20 protein-coding genes are annotated in these 18,064 nt (G+C 71.3%); 9 read left to right on the forward strand and 11 right to left on the reverse strand.

The window, feature by feature from the left end; all coding sequences use genetic code 11:
- Positions 1 to 73: 73 nt before the first annotated feature.
- On the forward strand, positions 74 to 544 hold the full coding sequence (locus JJ685_RS00830; protein ID WP_201672280.1) for a YXWGXW repeat-containing protein: 471 nt from the start codon (positions 74 to 76) through the stop codon (positions 542 to 544).
- A gap of 21 nt (positions 545 to 565) precedes the next feature.
- On the opposite strand, the gene JJ685_RS00835 is transcribed toward JJ685_RS00830, so the two are convergent.
- Complete coding sequence (locus JJ685_RS00835) at positions 566 to 961, reverse strand: VOC family protein (RefSeq protein WP_201672281.1); 396 nt, start codon at positions 959 to 961, stop codon at positions 566 to 568.
- A 13-nt stretch (positions 962 to 974) separates the two neighbouring features.
- The gene (locus JJ685_RS00840) at positions 975 to 1,322 is read right to left on the reverse strand and encodes a GFA family protein (RefSeq protein WP_201672282.1); all 348 of its coding nucleotides are present in this window, start codon (positions 1,320 to 1,322) and stop codon (positions 975 to 977) included.
- A 149-nt stretch (positions 1,323 to 1,471) separates the two neighbouring features.
- Between JJ685_RS00840 and JJ685_RS00845 the strand changes: the two genes are divergently transcribed.
- Positions 1,472 to 1,993, forward strand: a complete 522-nt coding sequence (locus tag JJ685_RS00845) for a GlcG/HbpS family heme-binding protein (protein WP_201672283.1) — start codon at positions 1,472 to 1,474, stop codon at positions 1,991 to 1,993.
- Positions 1,994 to 2,036: 43 nt separating this feature from the next.
- Here JJ685_RS00845 and JJ685_RS00850 read toward each other — a convergent pair whose 3' ends face one another.
- A complete protein-coding gene (locus tag JJ685_RS00850; RefSeq protein ID WP_201672284.1) occupies positions 2,037 to 4,529 on the reverse strand; it encodes a DUF6351 family protein in 2,493 nt (830 codons plus the stop codon).
- 172 nt (positions 4,530 to 4,701) lie between these two features.
- Between JJ685_RS00850 and JJ685_RS00855 the strand changes: the two genes are divergently transcribed.
- The 3 genes from JJ685_RS00855 to JJ685_RS00865 all read left to right on the forward strand — a co-directional run bounded on the left by JJ685_RS00855 (position 4,702) and on the right by JJ685_RS00865 (position 9,178).
- Positions 4,702 to 5,907 carry an acetyl-CoA C-acetyltransferase gene (locus tag JJ685_RS00855; protein WP_201672285.1) on the forward strand — a complete coding sequence of 402 codons (1,206 nt, stop codon included), beginning with the start codon at positions 4,702 to 4,704 and terminating at the stop codon, positions 5,905 to 5,907.
- 2 nt (positions 5,908 to 5,909) lie between these two features.
- Positions 5,910 to 8,057 (forward strand): 3-hydroxyacyl-CoA dehydrogenase NAD-binding domain-containing protein, encoded by a 2,148-nt coding sequence (locus JJ685_RS00860; protein ID WP_236598717.1) that lies wholly within the window; start codon positions 5,910 to 5,912, stop codon positions 8,055 to 8,057.
- A gap of 107 nt (positions 8,058 to 8,164) precedes the next feature.
- The gene (locus JJ685_RS00865) at positions 8,165 to 9,178 is read left to right on the forward strand and encodes a DUF7482 domain-containing protein (RefSeq protein WP_201672287.1); all 1,014 of its coding nucleotides are present in this window, start codon (positions 8,165 to 8,167) and stop codon (positions 9,176 to 9,178) included.
- On the opposite strand, the gene JJ685_RS00870 is transcribed toward JJ685_RS00865, so the two are convergent.
- The 3 genes from JJ685_RS00870 to JJ685_RS00880 form a co-directional block, all read right to left on the reverse strand.
- Positions 9,175 to 9,369 (reverse strand): zf-HC2 domain-containing protein, encoded by a 195-nt coding sequence (locus tag JJ685_RS00870; RefSeq protein ID WP_330901683.1) that lies wholly within the window; start codon positions 9,367 to 9,369, stop codon positions 9,175 to 9,177. The two genes, JJ685_RS00865 and JJ685_RS00870, sit on opposite strands and share 4 nt — an antisense overlap.
- A complete protein-coding gene (locus JJ685_RS00875; RefSeq protein WP_201672288.1) occupies positions 9,366 to 9,923 on the reverse strand; it encodes a sigma-70 family RNA polymerase sigma factor in 558 nt (185 codons plus the stop codon). The genes JJ685_RS00870 and JJ685_RS00875 overlap by 4 nt, the downstream gene beginning before the upstream one ends.
- A 65-nt stretch (positions 9,924 to 9,988) precedes the next feature.
- The gene (locus JJ685_RS00880) at positions 9,989 to 11,281 is read right to left on the reverse strand and encodes a M20/M25/M40 family metallo-hydrolase (protein ID WP_201672289.1); all 1,293 of its coding nucleotides are present in this window, start codon (positions 11,279 to 11,281) and stop codon (positions 9,989 to 9,991) included.
- Between the two features lie 79 nt (positions 11,282 to 11,360).
- On the opposite strand from JJ685_RS00880, the gene JJ685_RS00885 reads away from it, so the two are divergent.
- From JJ685_RS00885 to JJ685_RS00900, 4 genes are read left to right on the forward strand one after another with little or no spacing between them, the layout of a single operon-like run.
- Positions 11,361 to 12,296 (forward strand): bifunctional helix-turn-helix transcriptional regulator/GNAT family N-acetyltransferase, encoded by a 936-nt coding sequence (locus JJ685_RS00885; protein WP_201672290.1) that lies wholly within the window; start codon positions 11,361 to 11,363, stop codon positions 12,294 to 12,296.
- Between the two features lie 8 nt (positions 12,297 to 12,304).
- Entirely contained in the window at positions 12,305 to 13,186 is an 882-nt protein-coding gene (locus JJ685_RS00890) for a DMT family transporter (protein WP_269117365.1), read from the forward strand.
- Between the two features lie 8 nt (positions 13,187 to 13,194).
- Entirely contained in the window at positions 13,195 to 13,782 is a 588-nt protein-coding gene (locus JJ685_RS00895) for a chromate transporter (RefSeq protein ID WP_201672292.1), read from the forward strand.
- On the forward strand, positions 13,779 to 14,354 hold the full coding sequence (locus JJ685_RS00900; protein WP_201672293.1) for a chromate transporter: 576 nt from the start codon (positions 13,779 to 13,781) through the stop codon (positions 14,352 to 14,354). Before JJ685_RS00895 ends, JJ685_RS00900 begins: the two co-directional genes overlap by 4 nt.
- A 48-nt stretch (positions 14,355 to 14,402) precedes the next feature.
- Here the strand turns inward: JJ685_RS00900 and JJ685_RS00905 are convergent, their stop codons facing one another.
- From JJ685_RS00905 to rlmB, 5 genes are all read right to left on the reverse strand, one after another.
- Positions 14,403 to 15,011: a 3-keto-disaccharide hydrolase gene (locus tag JJ685_RS00905; RefSeq protein WP_201672294.1), complete on the reverse strand. Its 609-nt coding sequence runs from the start codon at positions 15,009 to 15,011 to the stop codon at positions 14,403 to 14,405.
- Positions 15,012 to 15,093: 82 nt separating this feature from the next.
- Positions 15,094 to 15,429, reverse strand: coding sequence for a hypothetical protein (locus tag JJ685_RS00910; RefSeq protein WP_201672295.1), 336 nt, complete (start codon positions 15,427 to 15,429; stop codon positions 15,094 to 15,096).
- A 5-nt stretch (positions 15,430 to 15,434) separates the two neighbouring features.
- Positions 15,435 to 16,172 carry an NAD-dependent deacylase gene (locus JJ685_RS00915; RefSeq protein ID WP_201672296.1) on the reverse strand — a complete coding sequence of 246 codons (738 nt, stop codon included), beginning with the start codon at positions 16,170 to 16,172 and terminating at the stop codon, positions 15,435 to 15,437.
- Positions 16,169 to 17,290, reverse strand: a complete 1,122-nt coding sequence (locus tag JJ685_RS00920) for an NAD(P)/FAD-dependent oxidoreductase (protein WP_330901684.1) — start codon at positions 17,288 to 17,290, stop codon at positions 16,169 to 16,171. The genes JJ685_RS00915 and JJ685_RS00920 overlap by 4 nt, the downstream gene beginning before the upstream one ends.
- Complete coding sequence (gene rlmB / locus JJ685_RS00925) at positions 17,287 to 18,027, reverse strand: 23S rRNA (guanosine(2251)-2'-O)-methyltransferase RlmB (protein WP_201672297.1); 741 nt, start codon at positions 18,025 to 18,027, stop codon at positions 17,287 to 17,289. The genes JJ685_RS00920 and rlmB overlap by 4 nt, the downstream gene beginning before the upstream one ends.
- Positions 18,028 to 18,064: the final 37 nt, after the last annotated feature.

Here is an 18,064-nt window from a genome sequence, read left to right on the forward strand (position 1 = left end):
CAGACCCGGGCGGGTCCGATGTCCCGCAAGCCAGCGCGGCCGCACCTTGTTCCTATTCGGACAAGGAGAAAACATGACTCGCAAGACCCTGCTCGCGGCGGCGCTGGCCGCCGGTTCGCTGATGGGCGTCGTCTCGGCCGCCCATGCCGTGCCTGCCGTCGTCGCCAACAGCGGCACCACCGTGTACACCTATCCTGCCCAGACCGTCCTGGTGCAGCCGGCGCCGCCCGCGCCGATCTCCGAACCCTTCCCCGCCCCGCGCGAGGGCTACGTGTGGGCGCCCGGGCATTACGAATGGCGCAACGGCCAGTACGTGTGGATGGGGGGCGAATGGATGACGGCCCGGCCGGGCTTCGCCTGGCGCGCCGGCCATTGGGAGCAGCGCGATGACGGCCAGTGGCAGTTCGTGGCCGGCCACTGGATGCGCGGCGACGACTACGCCTACTACGAGCGCGACGGACGCCGCGGCCCGTTCGGCGACCGCGACGGCGACGGCGTGATCAACCGCGACGACCGCTTCCCGCGCGATTCGTCCCGCTACTGAGCCTGAAGAGGCAGGCGCCGCTCAGGTGCCTGCCATCGCCGGCTGCAGCATGCTGAGCCGGTTGCCTTCGGTGTCGGTGAAGGCGACGTAGAGCCCCACGCCGGGGATCGGCATCGGCGTGCCCAGCACCTTGCCTCCCGCCTCGCCGACCTTGCGCGAGGACTCGGCGATGTCGCGCACCGCGATCACCACGGAGGGATGCTGGCCGGGCATGTCGGGCGAGCGCGGAAAGAAGCCGCCGTTGATGGCCCCGCGCTTGCCTTGCGGCGGGCCGTCGGTCTCGGCGGTGGCCGCGAGGACGTAGTTGCCCATCTCGGCGCCCAGCGCCTGCGTGCGCCAGCCGAAGGCCGTCTCGTAGAAGCGCGCGATGCGCTCGCGGTCGTCGTAGGGCATCTCGAAGTGCACCACCGGGTCCATCGCTTCATCTCCTCTACTTCGAGCGACCGTCGAAGTGCTTGACCGGCACGCTCTCGAGGTCGAAGTCTTCGAGCGTGCGCAGGTTGATGGCGGCCATCTCGGCACCGCCGGGACCGGCGCCCTCCCCGTACGGATGGATTCCGCAGACGGGACAGAACCGGTGCCTGATGACGTGCTTGTTGAACATGTAGGTCGAGGCGGCGTCGTCCGGCGTCATCAGCTTGAGCTTGTCGCGCGCCACGAACCAGAGCAGCGAGCCCTTGCGCGAGCACATGGAGCAGTTGCACGCCATCCCGCTGTCGACCTCGCCTTCCACCTCGTAGCGGATGCGGCCGCAGTGGCAGCTTCCCTTGTAGACCATGCGTCACCTCCCTGCCTCATCGGCCGGTCGAACTTTTTAGAGCGCGGCGAGGGAGGTGTCAAGGAAGCATCCATTGCCGGGCTTGCACGCCGGTGCTAGCCTCCCCGGGCGCTTTCTGTTCCCCTAACGTCAACAACGAGGACCTCACCATGCGCACCACCCGAACCATTGCATCCTTCGTCGCCGCCGCCGCCCTGGCCGGCGCGACCGGGCTGGCCTTCGGCCAGGCGGCACCGGCCGCGCCCGCCGCGCCCCCCGTTCCGCAGTACGGCACCAACGTGAACCACGAACAGGCCCGCAAGGCGCTCGCCGGGGCCATCGCCGAGGCGCGCCGCCTCAACCTGCCGATGGCCGTCGCCGTGGTCGACACCGGCGGCAACCTCGTCGCGTTCGAGCGGATGGACAACACGCAGTTCGGCAGCATCGGCGTGTCGCAGGACAAGGCGACCTCGGCCGCGATGTTCCGGCGCCCGACGAAGGCCTTCCAGGATGCCGTCGCCGGCGGCGGCGCCGGCTTGCGCGTGCTCACGCTGCGCGGTGCGAATGCCGTCGAAGGCGGCATCCCGCTGATGCAGGACGGCCGCATCATCGGCGCGATCGGCGTCTCCGGCGGCTCCGCGGAGCAGGACGGCGTGGTGGCCGCCGCGGGCGTCGCGGCGATGGGCCGCTGAACGCCCGGTGCCCGCCGGCCGCCGGCGGGCACCTTCCCTCGCCTTACTTCCGGCGCGCCACCGGCGCGTCGGGCAGCGGCAGCCCTCCCGGGCCGGCGGCGAAGCTCAGCGGGCTTTCCGCCAGCTGCTGGCCCACGCCGGGCTTCTTCCAGTCGCACACGCCGGTGGCGAACACCGCCTGCAGGCGCGCCCACTGGCCTTCGCTGAAGGCGGCCGCGCCATAGTCGGCGCGGTCCAGCGGCTTCAGGCGGCACTTCAGGATGTCTTCCGAACGGGGGCCGCCCGCCACCTGGCGCGGCGAGGCCGAGGGCCGCAGGAAGGGATCGGCGTCGCACACCGCCGGGTCGAACACCTTGGTGTTGGTGGCGTCGCCGGGGATCAGGCAGAAGTCGCGCGTGCTCGCCGGGCGCGCATCGCGCACCTTGCCGGCCAGCGGCTTGCCGCGCGTGTCGGCCACCAGCGAGAGCAGCCACTGGTCCATCGCGTCCAGTCCATCCAGGAACATGGTTCCGGGCGGCGTGAGCCCCGTGCTGGCGAAGCGCCACAGGGCCTGGTTGTCCGCGTCCCCCGCCTCGCGCACGAGGCGGTCGCGCACCGCGAAGCTGTACCACTGGTGGTGGATCGGGATCGGGTTCACGCCGGCGACCTGTCCGGGCGGCACGGTGATGTTGGAGTCGTCCCAGCCGCGCATGTCGATGATGGCGGTGTTCGCGAGCTGCCGCCCCGAGGCCACGATGCCGGCGCGGTAGGCGGTGCGCAGCGCGGGCAGGTCCGCGCTGCTGCGCGCCGCGCGCGGGGTGGAATCGCGGTCGGTGCCGCCGACCGCTTCGTTCACCACCACGAACTCCTCGGGCGTGATCGCGCCGGACAGGAGGGCCTTCAAGCCGTACTGCACGCCCTCGTTGTCGCGGGTGTCGTTGGCCGCGACGCTCCCGGGCACCCTGCCCCAGATGGACTCGGCCCAGGACCAGGCATTGCAGCGCGGCAGCGCCGCCTTCGCCGGATCGGCGGGGTCGTAGACCGCGTCGTTGGGCAGCTCGCAGTTGTTGGTCCGCGCGGGCAGCGTCACCACCAGGCCAGCGGCGTTGGCCACCACCCGCTGCAGGTACACGCCGGCCTTGCCGTTGCTGCCGAAGGCGTTGAACCAGGCATGGCAGCCGGACGGATCCGGATGGCCGTTGATCGCGGCCTTCTTCGCGTCGACCTGCGCCTGCGGCAGCCCGCTCCACAAGGGCGTCGCGCGCATCTTCTGGTAGGCCTCGACCAGCAGCGTGCAGTCGCCGACCTCCATGGCGGTCGTCTCGGAGTCCGGAAAGGTGCAGGTCGTGATCACGCCATCGAGCAGGCCGGGCATGATCGAGGCGTTCATGTTCGAGTTGATCGAGCCGCCCGAGCATCCGGTGCCCAGCGTGTACTTCACGCGGCCGTAGGTGTCGACGATGTGCTCCTTCATCATCATCACCGTCTCGCTCATCATCACTCGATTCGAGTTGCGCGACGAGTCGGTCATGCTGTTCTGCACCACCAGGTAGCCGCGCCGCAGCTGCTCCTCGAGGCCGCTCCAGGCGATGGTGCTGCGCGCCTGTCGCCGCGGCTGGCCGGTGCTGACGCCGAAGGAGTAGTACACCTTGGCGTTCCACGCGGCCTGGGGCGCCACCGGCGTCCACGGCTTCGCGGGGTCGAACAGCACGGCGATGTCGTAGATCCCGCGGTTCATCGTGCCGCGCTCCAGCCGCACGATGAAGGGCACGGTGAGGCCGGCGGCCGTGGTCGCGCTCGCCATGTCCGCGGGCGTGCTGCCGACGGTGTACGGCTTCCAGCAGGGGTTGGCCGGGGCTGCGGGCTGCGGCGGGATCGCGCCGGTGATCCCGTTGCTGTTCCACACCGGATCGGGGAGGTTGAGCGAGCACTGGCCCGGCGCGTTGCCGGCCGCCGCCGTGGTGCGGTAGTACAGCGTGAACTCGGTGGGGATGTTGCAGTTCGCGTCGGGCGGGCCGCCCAGGCCGCTGCCGTTGGTGGCCGGCGTGGTGCCGTGTGCCGCCTCGGGCACGGGTGTCGCGCAGTAGAAAGGCCGGGTCTGCGCGCCGGACAGCACGGGCCCCTGGCGCGGAGCGTTCGTCACTTCCAAGCGTGCCGCCGGGCCGCCGCGGAAGGCGGCCTCCAGCACGTTCGAACCCTCGCGCAGGCCGCTCACGCGTCCCAGCAGGCGGTCCTCGCCCTGGCGCACGAACGCCGGGCTCACGTCCGTGCCGTTGAGCGTCACCTGGACGACGCCGGACGCGATCATGCTGGCGGGCGCCTGCACCTCGACCAGCGCGTCGCCGCCGCTGATGAGGTCGGCGCGGTTGGACACCGTGCGCAGTTGCATGGGTCCCTCGTTGCCGCCGCGGGCCAGCAGGGACTGCGATGAAGCGCCCGGGCCGCCCGAGGAATCGCCGCCGCCGCAGGATGCGAGAAGCATCGAGGACAGCGCGAGCGCAATGGGACGCCTGGCCGGGTGCAGCGGCAGCGTCCCCTGGAAGGGATCGAATCGCATGGGGTCTCCTGGGTGGGGTGCGGCCTGCATCGACGGGCAGGCGCGCGGCGCTCAATCTAGGACCCTGGCCTCCGCGCGCGTGCTGCTCAAAACCCGCATTGCGTCGCGCATGCGACAGCGGGCCAACCCGGACCCGGTGCCTATACTGCGGCGCACCCCGAAGGGAGACGCGATGACTGAGGCATTCGTTTACGACGCGATTCGCACGCCGCGCGGCAAGGGCAAGAAGGACGGCAGCCTGCACGAAGTCAAGCCCGTGAACCTGCTGGCCGGCGTGCTGGCCGAGCTGCAACGTCGCAACGCGCTCGATACCGCGGCCGTGGACGACGTGGTGATGGGCGTGGTCTCTCCCATCGGCGAGCAGGGCTCCGTGATCGCCAAGGTCGCTGCGCTCAAGGCGGGCTGGGACTGGCGCTGCGCCGGCGTGCAGCTCAACCGCTTCTGCGCCTCGGGCCTGGAGGCCGTCAACATGGCCGCGCAGAAGGTGCGTTCGGGCTGGGAGGACCTGGTGGTCGCCGGCGGCGTCGAGAGCATGAGCCGGGTGCCCATCGGTTCCGACGGCGGCGCCTGGGCACACGACCCCGAAACGAATTCCGCCACGGCCTTCGTGCCGCAGGGCATAGGCGCCGACCTGATCGCGACCCTGGAAGGCTTCACGCGCGAGGACGTCGATGCCTATGCGCTGGAATCGCAGCGCCGCGCCGCCCGCGCCCGCGAGGGCGGCTTCTTCGCGGGCTCCGTGGTGCCGGTGAAGGACTGGCTGGACCAGACCCTGCTGGACCAGGACGAGTTCATCAAGCCGCATACCACCCTTGAAGGCCTGGCCGCCTTGAGACCCGCGTTCGAGCAGCTCGGCGCGATGGGCTTCGACCAGGTCGCCTTGAGCCGCTATCCGCAGGTGGAGCGGATCCGCCACGTGCACCACGCGGGCAATTCGTCCGGCATCGTCGACGGCGCCGCCGCCATCCTGGTCGGCAGCGAGGCGGCCGGCCGCACCCACGGCCTGCAGCCGCGCGCGCGCATCGTCGCCGCCGCGCTCTCGGGGGCCGATCCCACCATCATGCTGACCGGCCCCATGCCCGCGGCCCGCAAGGCGCTCGCCAGGGCCGACATGGACATCGCGCAGATCGACCTGTTCGAGGTCAACGAGGCCTTCGCCGCGGTGCCCATGAAGTTCATGAAGGAGATGGGCGTGCCGCACGAGAAGGTCAACGTCAACGGCGGCGCGATCGCCTTGGGCCATCCCCTCGGCGCCACCGGCGCGATGATCCTCAACACGCTGGTGGACGAACTGCACCGGCGCAAGCTGCGCTACGGCCTCGCCACCCTGTGCGTGGGCGGCGGCATGGGCATCGCCACCATCGTGGAGCGGGTGTGAACATGGAGACCCTGCGCTACGAACTGGCCCACGGCATCGCGACCCTCACCTTCGACGAGCCGGGCTCGCCGGTCAATACCATGTGCGAGCGCTGGCAGCGGGACCTCACAGAGGCCGTGCAGCAGCTGGTGGCCGACCGCGCGGCGCTGCGCGGCGTGGTGCTCGCCTCCGCCAAGAGCACCTTCTTCGCCGGCGCCGACCTCAAGGGCACCATGCGGCTGAAGGCGGGGGATGCGGCCCGCGTGTTCGCCGAAATCGAACAGGTCAAGAAGAACTTCCGCACGCTGGAGACGCTGGGCGTCCCGGTGGTCGCCTGCCTGAACGGCTCGGCGCTGGGCGGCGGCTGGGAGGTGGCGCTGGCGGCGCACCATCGCATCGCGGTCGACCAGCCGAAGATCCAGTTCGGCCTGCCCGAGGTCACGCTGGGCCTCATTCCCGGCGGCTCCGGCATCACCAAGATGACGCGCCTGCTCGGGCTGCTGGGCGCGCAGCCCTACATCCTGGAGAGCCGCTTGTTCGGCCCGCGCGACGGGCTGGCGGCGGGGCTGGTGCACGAACTCGTGGCCGATGCGGCGGCCCTGCGGCCGGCCGCGCTGGCCTGGATCGCGGCGCATCCGCAGGCGCAGCAGCCCTGGGACGCGAAGCACTACCAGCTGCCCGGCGGCACGCCCTCCCACCCGAAGATCGCCGGCATGCTGGCGGTCGCGCCGGCGGCGCTGAAGCAGAAGACGCGAGGCCTCTATCCCGCGCCGGAATACGCGCTGGCCGCCATGGTCGAAGGGGCGCAGGTGGACTTCGACACGGCGCTGCGCATCGAATCGCGCTACCTCGCGAAGCTGATCGTCTCGCCGGTGGCGAAGAACATGATCAGCACCTTCTTCTTCGACCTCAACGCGATCAAGGCCGGCCGCTCGCGTCCGCGCTGGGAGGGGCGCTTCCAGCCGCGCAAGGTCGGCATCCTCGGTGCCGGCATGATGGGCGCCGGCATCGCCTACGCCCAGGCCAGCCGCGGCATCGCCACCGTGCTGAAGGACGTCTCGCTCGCCAAGGCCGAGGCCGGCAAGGCGTACAGCACGAAGATCACGCAGCCGCGCATCGAGAAGGGCCGCATGGACGCGGCGGAGCAGCAGGCCCTGCTGGCGCGGATCGTGGCAACGGAGTCGGCGCAGGATCTGGAAGGCTGCGACCTCCTCATCGAGGCGGTGTACGAAAACCGCGAGCTGAAGGCGCGCGTGACGAAGGAGGCGGAGCCCCTGCTCGCCCCCGGTGGCTTCTTCGCCAGCAACACCTCCACGCTGCCGATCACCGGGCTGGCCCGCGCCAGCGCGCGGCCGGAGAAATTCGTCGGCATCCACTTCTTCAGCCCCGTCGACAGGATGAAGCTGGTGGAGATCATCCGCGGCAAGTCCACCGACGACGAGACGGTCGCCCGCGCCTACGACTACGTGCAGGCGCTGGGCAAGATCCCGATCGTCGTGAACGACGCGCGCGGCTTCTTCACCAGCCGCGTGTTCGGCACCTTCGTGATGGAAGGCGCGGCCATGATCGGCGAGGGCATCCCCGCGCCGGTGGTGGAACAGGCGGGCCTCCAGGCCGGCATGCCGGTCGGTCCGCTGGCGGTGCTGGACGAGACGGCGCTGTCGCTGTCGGTGCACGTCCTCGACCAGACCCGGGCCGACGAGCGGGCCGAGGGCAGGACCTACATCGCCTCGCCCGGCGAACTGCTGGTCGAGCGCATGGTCAAGGAGTTCGACCGCAACGGCCGCGCGGCGGGCGCCGGCTTCTACGAGTACCCGCAGGAGCCTGGGGCGCGCAAGTTCCTGTGGCCGGAGCTCAAGACGCTGTTCGAACGACCCGGCCTGGCCTGGGACATGCGGGACCTGAAGGACCGCCTGCTCTATCGCCAGTCGGTCGAGACGGCGCGCTGCCTGGCCGAAGGCGTACTGACCAGCGTGCACGACGCCAACATCGGTTCCATCTTCGGCATCGGTTTCCCGGGCTGGACCGGTGGCGCGCTGCAGTTCATCTACGGCATGGGCTGCGCCGCCTTCCTCGCACGGGCCGGCGAACTCGCCGCGAAGTACGGCCCCGGGTTCGCGGTCGCGCCGGAAGTCGAACAGGCGATCCGCAGGTTCGAGCCGCGCTGGTGAGCACGCGACCCTGACGACGGCGGGGACATCGTGTAAGGTCCGGCGCCCTGCCCCGACCAAGAAGTGCGTCCGCATGGTGCGGGCCGCTTCAACGGAAAGGGCAAACCATGAAAGCAGGGGCAACGAGGATGGCGGCGAGCGCGCTGCTGGCGTTCACGGCCTGGACGGTCGCCGGCGTCGCGCCGGCCGCGGCGGGGGAACGCACGCTGTTCATCGCCAGCGCCGTCGAGCATCCCGATGACACCGCGACCTTCCCGCTGTACCGCGGTCGCCGCGGCGCGATGGATGTCTGGTACGTCGTCCTCGACACCTCCGACGGCAACGAGGCGCAGCGGCGCGGGATCAATGTCTCGCAGAAGCTCGCCAACGCGCGCGGCACCCCCGCCGTGCAGAAGGTGGGCGTCGACGCGAACGGCGTCGTCCAGTTCCCCGCGACGGTGGACTTCTCCTTCCACCGGCGCGTGATCCCCGGCCCCACGGGCTTCCCGCCTTCGATCGCGGAGCCGGGGGCGGTCGGCGAGCCTGGCTACAGCCCCCTCATCGAACTGCCCAACGGCGTGATCCTCAACGCGCCGCACATCGCCAACGTCACGGGACAGGCCCGCAAGGTCCGGCAGATGGACCTGGGCACCTACACCGTGCGCATGGAACTGACGCGCGGCTTCCAGGGCGGCCGAGGCGTGATGTACCTGTCCACCGATGCGTCCGACCCGGCGGTGGCGGCCCTCGAGAACGTCACCTTCGCGCCGGCCCTCATGCAGGCGCCGCGCGCGGGCGGCGACGGCACCGATTCGGCCCGCGCCAGCCTGGCCGCCTTCGTCAACGGCCAGACCGGCGCCGGCAACCCGCAGCGCCAGGGCCTCAATTCCGCCCTGCTCGACGGACTCTCGCCGCTCAACGTGCTGTTCTGGAACCCGAAGCAGGGACGCTACAGCCCCTTGTGGGACGTCCACCCGGCGCAATGGAATGCCAACGCAGTCGCCACCGGACAGAACCTGCGGCAATCCGACTTCGGCCAGGTGGAGAACCTCGCGCAGAAAGGCACCATCACCGGCCCCGGGGGAGCGCCGTTCGCCTCCGCGGACTTCGTGGTGAACTGCCCGATCGTCAGCCGCGACTAGTCGCGATCGTCGCGCGCCACGAGCGTGCGCACCGCCTCCCGCAGGAAACGGAACTGGTGGTCGACGGCGCGGCAGCCGCGGCAGATCAGCAGGTGGGCGCGCAGGGCCGCCTTTTCGTCCAGCGCCAGTTCGCGATCGAGCTGCTGCGACAGCAGTTCGGTCGCGCGCCGGCAGGAGACGTTCAGGTTCACGCGTGGAACCAGTTCTTCTGCAGGCACAGCCGCAGGGCCATGCGGGAGCGGTGCAGCAGCACCGAACAGTTTGCGGCGCTCAGGCCGAGGTCGCGGCAGATCTCGTCGATCTCGCGGCCCATCTGCTCGCGCAGCAGGAACACCTGCACGGTGCGTCGCGGAAGGTGGGACAGGCAGGATTCCAGCGCGCTCAGGAACTGCTTCTGCTGCAGGGCCGCTTCCGGCGAAGCCCACTCGTGCGGATGCTCGCGCCAGTGCTCCTTCTCGTCGAACAGGTCCTCGAACTCCTCGGCCGCGGTTTCCGCATCGGGCGCGGCGGCCGGCGCCAGCCGCTGCTCGCGCCGGACCACGTCGATGCACTTGTGCTTCAGGATGCCGGTGAGCCAGGTGCGCAGGCTGGAGCGCTCCCCGAAAGCGGCCGGCGCCGCCAGGGCGGCCAGCAACGTTTCCTGCACCGCGTCCTCCGCCGCCTGCGGGGCGCGCAGCAGGTACGAGGCGTAGCGCACCAGCTCCGGGCGCAGGGCCTGCAGCTCGCGGTGGAAGTCGGGAGCCATCGCCCCATGATAGTCCCCGGCTCCGTGGCGGCAAGCCCGCGCGGCGTGCGGGACCGGCGGCCCGGCTACATGCCCTTGCCGCGCGCCACGTCCATGATGACGCGCGCGGCCAGGTACAGCCGCGGCTCGATCGCGTCCACCAGGATGTATTCGTTGTCGGCCGAGTGCGCGCCGAAGCCCGGCAGGCCGAAGCGCTCGATCACGGGCGCCTTGGTGCGCAGGGCCGCGAAGGCCGCGTCGGTGCCGCCGCCTTCGGGCTGGTCGTCCACCACCAGCTTGCGGCCGACTTCGGCATAGATCGCCTGCGCGTGGGCGGCCAGCCGGCGGCTCGCCTCCGTCGCTTCCAGCGGCGGGCGGCGGCGCTCGAAGTTGACCGTGACCTTAGCCTGCGGCAGCAACTGCTTCTTCGCCCGCTCGCGCACGGCCGCCTCGATGCGGTCGTAGTCCGCCACCCGCAGCACCCGCACGTCGGCCTGCGCGCTCGCATGCGCGGGGATCACGTTGCGGTTGGTGCCGGCCTGCGCGATCGTCCAGTTCAGCTTCAGGCCGACCTGCGGCTCGGACAGGTCGCGCATCTGCAGCACCTGGTGCGACAGCTCGTACAGCGCGTTGACGCCGCGCTCCGGCGCCGAACCCGCGTGCGAGGCCCGGCCCTCCACCTTCAGTTCCACCGAGGCGATGCCGCTGGTGGCGAGCGACAGCTTGTCGCTCTCGACCCGCGACGCCTCGAAGGACAGCACCGCGTCGTGCTCGCTGCCGGCGCGGGTGATGAACTCGCGCGCGCCCGGCGAGCTGATCTCCTCGTCGCCGTTGACCAGCACGGTGAGCGTGCCGAAGGCGTCGAAGCCGATGGACTTCAGCAGCGCCGGCAGCGTCAGCACCATGGCCACGCCCTGCTTGTCGTCGGCGATGCCCAGGCCGTAGGCCCGGTTGCCGTCGACGCGGAAGGGCTGCTTCTCCAGCATGCCTTTCAGGTACACCGTGTCCATGTGCGCGATCAGCAGGATGCGCTTGCTGCCGGTGCCGCGGAAGGTGCCGCGCACCATGCGGCCGATCTTCTCGGGCGTGTCGGCCATGCGGTAGGTGCTGGCCTCGACCGGCTCGATCAGGTCCACCTGCGCGCCCAGCGCGCGCAGCCGCCCCGCGATCAGGTCGGAAGCGCGCGCGAGACCCTCGAGGTCGCGGCTGCCGGTCTCGATGGAGACCAGGTCCTTCAGGGTGTCGAGCAGCGGCTGCCTGTGGGCGGCGGCGGCGCGCTGCACCGCGGCGTCGGGGGCGGCCGTCTGGGCGGAGGCCTGGGTGCACAGCAGGAAAGCGGCAAGCGCTGCGGCGATCGGCAGGCGGCGGAGCAAGGACATCGTTCGAACTCCCGGTGGCGAAGTCGGCAAGCATAGCCGATCGTTGACTCCGGCAAACAGATGGCCGACACTCCCCGCCATGCCCAGTCCCTCCGGCCGCGTGGCCAAGTCGCACGTGAAGGCCGTGCGCGCCTTCAACCGCTTCTACACGCAGCGCATCGGCATCCTCAAGCGCTACCTCGACACCGACTTCACCCTCACCGAAGTGCGCGTGCTGTACGAACTCGCCCACCGGCCGCCGCTGCCCGCGCGCGACCTCGTGCGCGAGCTCGAACTGGACCCCGGCTACCTCAGTCGCATCCTGCGCCGCTTCGAGCAGTCCGGCTGGCTGGCGCGCGAGGCCGCGCCGCACGACGGCCGCCAGAGCCTGCTGCGGCTCACCGAGGCCGGCTACGCCACCTTCGCGCCGCTGCAGCAGAAGTCGCGCGACGAGACCGCGGCCCTGCTGGCCAGCGTGCCGGCGGCGGCGCGTCCGCGACTGATCGAGGCCCTGCAGACGGTGCACCGCCTGCTCGAGCCCCCGCCGCAGGCCGAACGCCGCATCGTGCTGCGCGATCCGGGCCCGGGCGACCTGGGCTGGGTCGTGCAGATGCACGGCGAGCTGTACGCCCGCGAGTACGGCTTCGACGAGCAGTTCGAGGCGCTGGTGGCCGAGATCGCGGCGGGCTACCTGCGCGACTTCGACCCGGACCGGGAAAAGGGCTGGATCGCCGAGGTGGACGGCGAGCGCGCAGGCAGCGTGTTCCTGGTGCGCAAGTCGGCCACCGTGGCCAAGCTGCGCCTGCTGATCCTGCGGCCGGAGGCGCGCGGGCTCGGCCTGGGGGGACGGCTCACCGACGAATGCATCGCCTTCGCGCGCGCGAAGGGCTATCGCCGGATCGTGCTGTGGACCCAGAGCATCCTCACCGCCGCGCGCCGCATCTACGCCAGCCGCGGCTTCGTGCTGAAGGACAGCGAGCCCTACGCGGCCTTCGGGCGCGAACTGGTGGCCGAGACCTGGGAGCTGAAGCTCTGAACCGGCCGCTGCTCGCGGCCGCCGGCGCCAGCGTGCTGGTCGGCGCCGCGATCGTGGCGTCGCGCTCCGTCGTCCTGGAGGTGCCGCCGCTCACGCTGGCGCTGCTGCGCTACGCGGTCGGCTTCCTGTGCCTGCTGCCCTTCGCGCTGGCGGGGCTGCGCGGGCTGGAGCGCCCGCCGCCGCGCGACCTGTGGGCGATGGCCGCGCTCGGCACGGGCCAGTTCGGCATCCTCATCGCGCTCCTGAACTGGGGGCTGCAGCAGGTGCCGGCGGCGCCCGCGGCGCTGATCTTCAGCTTGTTCCCTTTGCTCACGCTGCTGCTGGGAGCGGCGCTGGGCAGCGAGCGCGTCACCGCGCGGCTGCTGGGAGGCGTGCTGCTGTCGATCGCCGGGGTGGGCCTGGCGCTCGCCCCCAAGCTGCAGGGCGCGGGCCGCGCCGGCTGGTGGGGCGAGCTCGCCGTCTTCGCGTCGGCCTGCGTCGGCGCCCTTTGCTCGGTGCTGTACCGGCCCTACCTGCAGCGGTATCCGACGGTCCCCGTCTCGGCCTTCGCGATGCTGGCGTCGGTGCTGTTCCTGGCCGTCGCGGCCCTGGCCGAAGCGTGGCCCGCGCGGGTGGCGACGCTGAGCGCCGGAGCCTGGGCCGTCGTGGCCTTCATCGGGCTGTCCAGCGGGCTGGGCTACTTCTGGTGGCTCCATGCCCTCAAGCACGAGCCGGCGACCCGCGTCACCGTGTTCCTGGCGCTCAACCCGGTGACCGCGGCGGTGCTGGGGTGGGCGCTGCTGCGCGAGCCGCTGCCGCCGCAGCTGCTGTTGGCGCTGGGCCTCATCGCCGTGGGGCTGTTCCTGGCCACAAGACCCGCGTCCGGCAAACGACGGCCGGCGCCGGGATAATCGACGGAATGTCGTCCACCCTCGATGCCGCCGGCGAAGGACTGCCGCTGGCGCGCCCCCGTTCCCGCACCGACCTCTTCATCTCCTTCACGCTGCTGGCCCTGCAGGGCTTCGGCGGCGTGCTCGCCGTCGTGCAGCGCGAGCTGGTGGAGAACAAGCGCTGGATGACGCGCGAGGAGTTCATCGAGGAATGGGCGGTGGCGCAGATCATGCCCGGCCCGAACGTGATCAACCTCTCGATCACGCTGGGCTCGCGCTACTTCGGCCTGTCGGGCGCCCTGGTGGCCCTGGCCGGCATGATCACCTTCCCGCTGCTGCTGGTGCTGGCGCTGGCCCTGGCGTATGCCGAGTTCGCCAGCAACCCGCACATGGCCGGCGCCCTGCGCGGCATGGGCGCGGTGGCGGCCGGCCTCATCACGGCCACGGGCCTGAAGCTGATGCCGGCGCTCAAGCGCAACGTGCTGGGCGTGCCCTGTTCTGCCGCCCTGGGCGTGGCCAGCTTCGCGGCGATCGCCTGGTTCAAGCTGCCGCTGCTGTGGGTGCTGCTCGCCCTCGGCGGCTTCGCCTGCGTGCTGGCCTTCCGGAAGCTCGCATGAACCCCATCGTGATGCACCCCGCCGACTGGCTCTCGCTGCTGGCGCACTACCTGGCGCTGTCGATGCTTTGCGTGGGCGGGGCGATCGCCACCGCGCCCGACATGCACCGCTTCCTGGTGCAGGAAAAGGGCTGGCTGACCGACCCGCAGTTCAGCGCCTCGATCTCGCTGGCGCAGGCGGCGCCGGGACCCAACGTGCTGTTCACCGCGCTCATGGGCTGGAACGTGGGCCTCAATGCCGGCAGCCTGTGGACGGCCCTGCTCGGGATGGCGCTGTGCCTGGGGGGCATCATGCTGCCCAGCTCGGTGGTGGTGTACCTCACCTCGCAGTGGAGCCACCGCAACCGGGACCTGCGGGCGGTGCGCGCGTTCAAGCAGGGGATGGCGCCCGTGGTGATCGCGCTGCTGGTGTCGACCGGGTGGATCCTCACCACCGCGAACGGCTATGCGCTGGAGAACTGGCCGACCTGGGCGGTGACGATCGTGAGCGCGCTGGTGGTGTGGCGCACGCGGGTGCACCTGCTGTGGCTGCTGGGGGCGGGGGCGGTGCTGGGGTGGATGGGGTGGTTGTGAAGTGAAGAGAGCGGCTCGCGCCGCTCCCCGTCGCCCTCCGCCGCTCGCTCAGAGCGGCTTGATCTCCACCTTGCGCCACTTGATCGTGCCGCGCCCCCACTGCAGCGCGAGCGGGCCGCTGGCGAGCTTGGCGTTGTGCACGTCCACCGTCTTCTGGCCATTGAGGACCACCACGAGGTGGTCGCCCTGGGCCGTGATCTCGTAGGTGTTCCACTTGCCGCCGGCGCGCTGGAACGTGGCGGGCACCGGGGCCACCTTCACGATCGCGCCCGTGGCGTAGGTGGGGTCGGGGCGCTGGTCGAAGATGTTGGCCTCGTAGCAGCTCTCGTCGGTGATGACGGCCGGATTCTGGCAGCGCAGGAAGATGCCGCTGTTGGCGTCGTCGCTGGCCCAGAATTCGGCGCGGACCATGAAGTCCTTGTAGGTGCCGGACGTCACCAGGTAGGCCGGGTCCTTGCCGCCGGAGGTGGCCTGGATGGCGCCGTCCACGGCGGCCCAGTTGGCGTCGCCGACGCGGCGGAAGTTGTCCAGCCCGCGGGTGCCCTCGATCAGCGTGGTCCAGCCGCTGCCCGGCATCATCGACTGCATCTGGGCGCAGCCGCCCAGGGTGGCGACGAGGGCCGTCGCGGCGAGCGCCGCGCCCGTGAGTTTCTTCATCCTTGTCTCCTTGCTTGCCTCGCGCCGATTGCGCGTGCGCGATCTTGGTCGCCTTTCGCGCGGGCACGCAAGAGAGGAACAACTAGCGCGGATTCTCGAAGAACACGTAGTTGCCGTAGCCCCCGACCTCGAAGTAGACCTTCTTCTCCCCCGGGTCGGCGGTGAAGTTGAGGTTCTCGTCCAGCACGCCGTAGCCATAGCGGTAGGCCCGCGGCATGTCGTCGTCGGTGCCGAGCCCGGTACTGAGCTTGTCTACCCGGACGAAGCGCCGCACGAGCTTGTCGCCGGCATAGATCTCCAGCACGCCGTTGGTGCCGGTCCAGTTTTGGACACTGCGGCCCAGCTTGTTCTGCTGCTCCTGCGTGCAACCGGCCAGGGCCAGGGCGGCGCAGGCAAGCGCCACGAGTTTCGTTCGCATCGTCTTCACTCCTCCAGCAGCCCGGGCAGCAGCGCGGCGGCCGTGCCGCGCAGCACCGCATCGGCTGCGTCGTCGAGGTCGCTTTCGTGCGGATTCACGATCACGACCCTGCCTCGCGTGGCCCGGGCCAATCCAGCCGCCGGATAGACCACGCCCGAAGTCCCCACCACCAGCATCAGGTCGCAGGCGGCCGCGGCCTCCTCCGCCGCGGCGAGTTCGCGCGCGGGCAGCATCTCGCCGAACCACACGACGGCCGGCCGCCGGAGGTTGCCGCACGCCGCGCAGCGCGGTGGCCGTCCTGCCTGGGGCGGCGAGGCCGTGCAGCAGGCCCGCGGCGGGTCCAGCCACTGGTCTTCCATGATGCCGCCGTGCAGCGCCAGCACGCCCGGCGAGCCGGCGCGCTGGTGCAGGCCGTCGACGTTCTGCGTCACCACCGCCAGCCGCCCGGGATGGCGCTGCTGGAAGGCGGCGATCGCGCGGTGGCCCGCATTGGGCTCCACCTTCGCCACCATCTCGCGCCGCAGCAGGTACCAGTCCCACACGAACTGCGGCCGCGCGCGGAAGGCTTCCTCGGTCGCCAGTTCCTCGGGCCGGAACTTCGCCCACAGGCCGGTCTGCGCGTCGCGGAAGGTGGGCACGCCCGATTCGGCGCTCATCCCGGCCCCGCTCAGCACCACGATCCTGCGCGCCGCGCGCACCCAGTCGCGCACCGCGGCCGGATCGCCGGCGCGGGACCGGCTCATCCCCGCGTGCTCCCGGCCGGCACCGCGGCGCCCTTGGAGTGGAAGTACACCCACTCGCCCAGGCGCCGCATGGCGCGCGTGCGCAGCAGCATGTTGTAGGCCCAGTCCTGCTGCGTGCGCTCGAAGATCGTGCGCAGCGCCCGCTTGACGCGGAAGTCGGGGTAGGTCTGCGGCAGCCAGGCCGCCGGGTCCTGCCCGGCGCCGCGCAGGAAGCTCGCCACAGCTTGCCCCGCCTGCTCCCCGTAATGGAGGGCCGTGTGGATGCCGCCCGCGGTGGCGGGCGAGACGAGGCCGGCCGCGTCGCCGACCAGCAGCACGCCCGGCCCGCCCACGTGCGGCAGGCGGCCGCCACAGGGGATCATGCCGGCGCGGATGGACAGCGGCGCCCCGTCCGGCCGGATGTGGCCGTCGATCTTGCGCAGGAAGGCGGCGAGGTCCAGGCGGCCCTGCCGGGTGCCGTGCGCCACGCGCCGCGCCAGCCCCACCTGCGTCACGCCGACGCCGGCGAAGCCCCAGCCGATGTAGCCGGGCGCCAGCCGCGCATCGAGGAAGCAGTGCAGGTAGTTCGGCTCCAGGTCGGCCCGCGCGTATTCGTGCTCCACGCCGAACAGGAACTCGCGGTTCTGCGACAGCCCCAGCGACTTGGCCACGCGCGAATGCGGCCCGTCGGCGCCGATGATGTAGCGGCAGGACACCGTCTCGCCGGAGCCGAGCTGCACCGACCAGGGCTCGCCGTCGCGGCCGCGCCGCGCGCCGGTGTAGAGCGCGCCGAAGCGCAGCTCCGCGCCGGCGGCGCGCACCAGCCCCACCATCCACTCCATCAGCCGCGGCACGTCGGTGGCCCAGAAGTAGTACCCGGGCGCGCGCAGGTCCGCGAAGGTGAGGTTGGGCGCGTACAGGCGAACGCCTTCGATGGGCTGCACCAGCTCGCGCGGCACGTCGCGCAGCCAGGGGATGGTGTCCACCGCGTCCTTGACGATCATGCCGGTCGTGTGAAGGCGCGCCCCGGCGGCCGGCTTCTTGTCGACCAGGAGAACGCGCAGGCCCTCCAGGGCCGCCGCGCGGGCGCAGGCGAGCCCGGCGAAGCTGGCGCCGACGACGAGCAGGTCGTAGCTCACCGCCCTCCCCGCTGGCGTACCGCCTCGTACAGGCAGATGCCGCTGGCCACCGAGACGTTGAGGCTTTCCACCGCGCCCAGCATCGGGATGGACACCAGCGCGTCGCAGGTCTTGCGCGTGAGCTGGCGCAGCCCCGTGCCCTCGGCGCCCAGCACCAGCGCCGTGGGCGTCTTGAGGTCGGATTCGTACAGGGAGCGATCCGCTTCGTCGCTGAGCCCCAGGCACCAGATGCTGCGCTCCTTCAGCTCGCCCAGCGTGCGCGCCAGGTTGGTGACCATGAAGTACGGCATCGTCTCGGCCGCGCCGCTCGCCACCTTGGCGACCGTCGCGTTGATGCCCACGGCGTGGTCCTTGGGCGCGATCACCGCGTGCGCGCCGGCCCCGTCGGCCACCCGCAGGCAGGCGCCCAGGTTGTGCGGGTCGGTCACCCCGTCGAGCACGAGCAGCAGCGGCGGCTCCTGCAGGCCGTCCAGCAGGTCGTCGAGCGAGGTGCTCGCCTGCAGCGCCTCCACCCGCGCGACCACGCCCTGGTGGCCGCCGCTGCCCGCCAGGCGCGACAGGCGCAGGCCGTCGGCCTCGATGGGGCGCAGCCCGGCCTCCTGCGCCTTCTGCAGGAACTGGCGCATGCGCGCGTCCCGCCGGGACGCATCGACGTACAGTTCGAGGATGGATTTCGGGGCGGTACGCAGCCGCACACCGACGGCGTGGAAGCCGAACAGGACTTTGGGGGACGACATCGGACGGGATTATCCCGTCTCGCACGTCCTCCCAGTC

The organism is Ramlibacter monticola, from assembly GCF_016722785.1.
GTDB classification, from domain to species: Bacteria; Pseudomonadota; Gammaproteobacteria; order Burkholderiales; family Burkholderiaceae_C; genus Ramlibacter; species Ramlibacter monticola.

What these genes read in the sequence shown, in the direction of transcription:
- JJ685_RS00885 (WP_201672290.1), top strand. Translation starts at nt 11,361, where the DNA reads ATGCCCAGTCCCTCCGGCCGCGTGGCCAAGTCGCACGTGAAGGCCGTG.
- JJ685_RS00835 (WP_201672281.1), bottom strand. Translation starts at nt 961, where the DNA reads ATGGACCCGGTGGTGCACTTCGAGATGCCCTACGACGACCGCGAGCGC.
- JJ685_RS00855 (WP_201672285.1), top strand. Translation starts at nt 4,702, where the DNA reads ATGACTGAGGCATTCGTTTACGACGCGATTCGCACGCCGCGCGGCAAG.
- rlmB (WP_201672297.1), bottom strand. Translation starts at nt 18,027, where the DNA reads ATGTCGTCCCCCAAAGTCCTGTTCGGCTTCCACGCCGTCGGTGTGCGG.
- JJ685_RS00915 (WP_201672296.1), bottom strand. Translation starts at nt 16,172, where the DNA reads ATGAGCCGGTCCCGCGCCGGCGATCCGGCCGCGGTGCGCGACTGGGTG.
- JJ685_RS00875 (WP_201672288.1), bottom strand. Translation starts at nt 9,923, where the DNA reads ATGGCTCCCGACTTCCACCGCGAGCTGCAGGCCCTGCGCCCGGAGCTG.
- JJ685_RS00860 (WP_236598717.1), top strand. Translation starts at nt 5,910, where the DNA reads ATGGAGACCCTGCGCTACGAACTGGCCCACGGCATCGCGACCCTCACC.
- JJ685_RS00850 (WP_201672284.1), bottom strand. Translation starts at nt 4,529, where the DNA reads ATGCGATTCGATCCCTTCCAGGGGACGCTGCCGCTGCACCCGGCCAGG.
- JJ685_RS00895 (WP_201672292.1), top strand. Translation starts at nt 13,195, where the DNA reads ATGTCGTCCACCCTCGATGCCGCCGGCGAAGGACTGCCGCTGGCGCGC.
- JJ685_RS00905 (WP_201672294.1), bottom strand. Translation starts at nt 15,011, where the DNA reads ATGAAGAAACTCACGGGCGCGGCGCTCGCCGCGACGGCCCTCGTCGCC.
- JJ685_RS00845 (WP_201672283.1), top strand. Translation starts at nt 1,472, where the DNA reads ATGCGCACCACCCGAACCATTGCATCCTTCGTCGCCGCCGCCGCCCTG.
- JJ685_RS00865 (WP_201672287.1), top strand. Translation starts at nt 8,165, where the DNA reads ATGAAAGCAGGGGCAACGAGGATGGCGGCGAGCGCGCTGCTGGCGTTC.
- JJ685_RS00840 (WP_201672282.1), bottom strand. Translation starts at nt 1,322, where the DNA reads ATGGTCTACAAGGGAAGCTGCCACTGCGGCCGCATCCGCTACGAGGTG.
- JJ685_RS00830 (WP_201672280.1), top strand. Translation starts at nt 74, where the DNA reads ATGACTCGCAAGACCCTGCTCGCGGCGGCGCTGGCCGCCGGTTCGCTG.
- JJ685_RS00880 (WP_201672289.1), bottom strand. Translation starts at nt 11,281, where the DNA reads ATGTCCTTGCTCCGCCGCCTGCCGATCGCCGCAGCGCTTGCCGCTTTC.
- JJ685_RS00910 (WP_201672295.1), bottom strand. Translation starts at nt 15,429, where the DNA reads ATGCGAACGAAACTCGTGGCGCTTGCCTGCGCCGCCCTGGCCCTGGCC.
- JJ685_RS00900 (WP_201672293.1), top strand. Translation starts at nt 13,779, where the DNA reads ATGAACCCCATCGTGATGCACCCCGCCGACTGGCTCTCGCTGCTGGCG.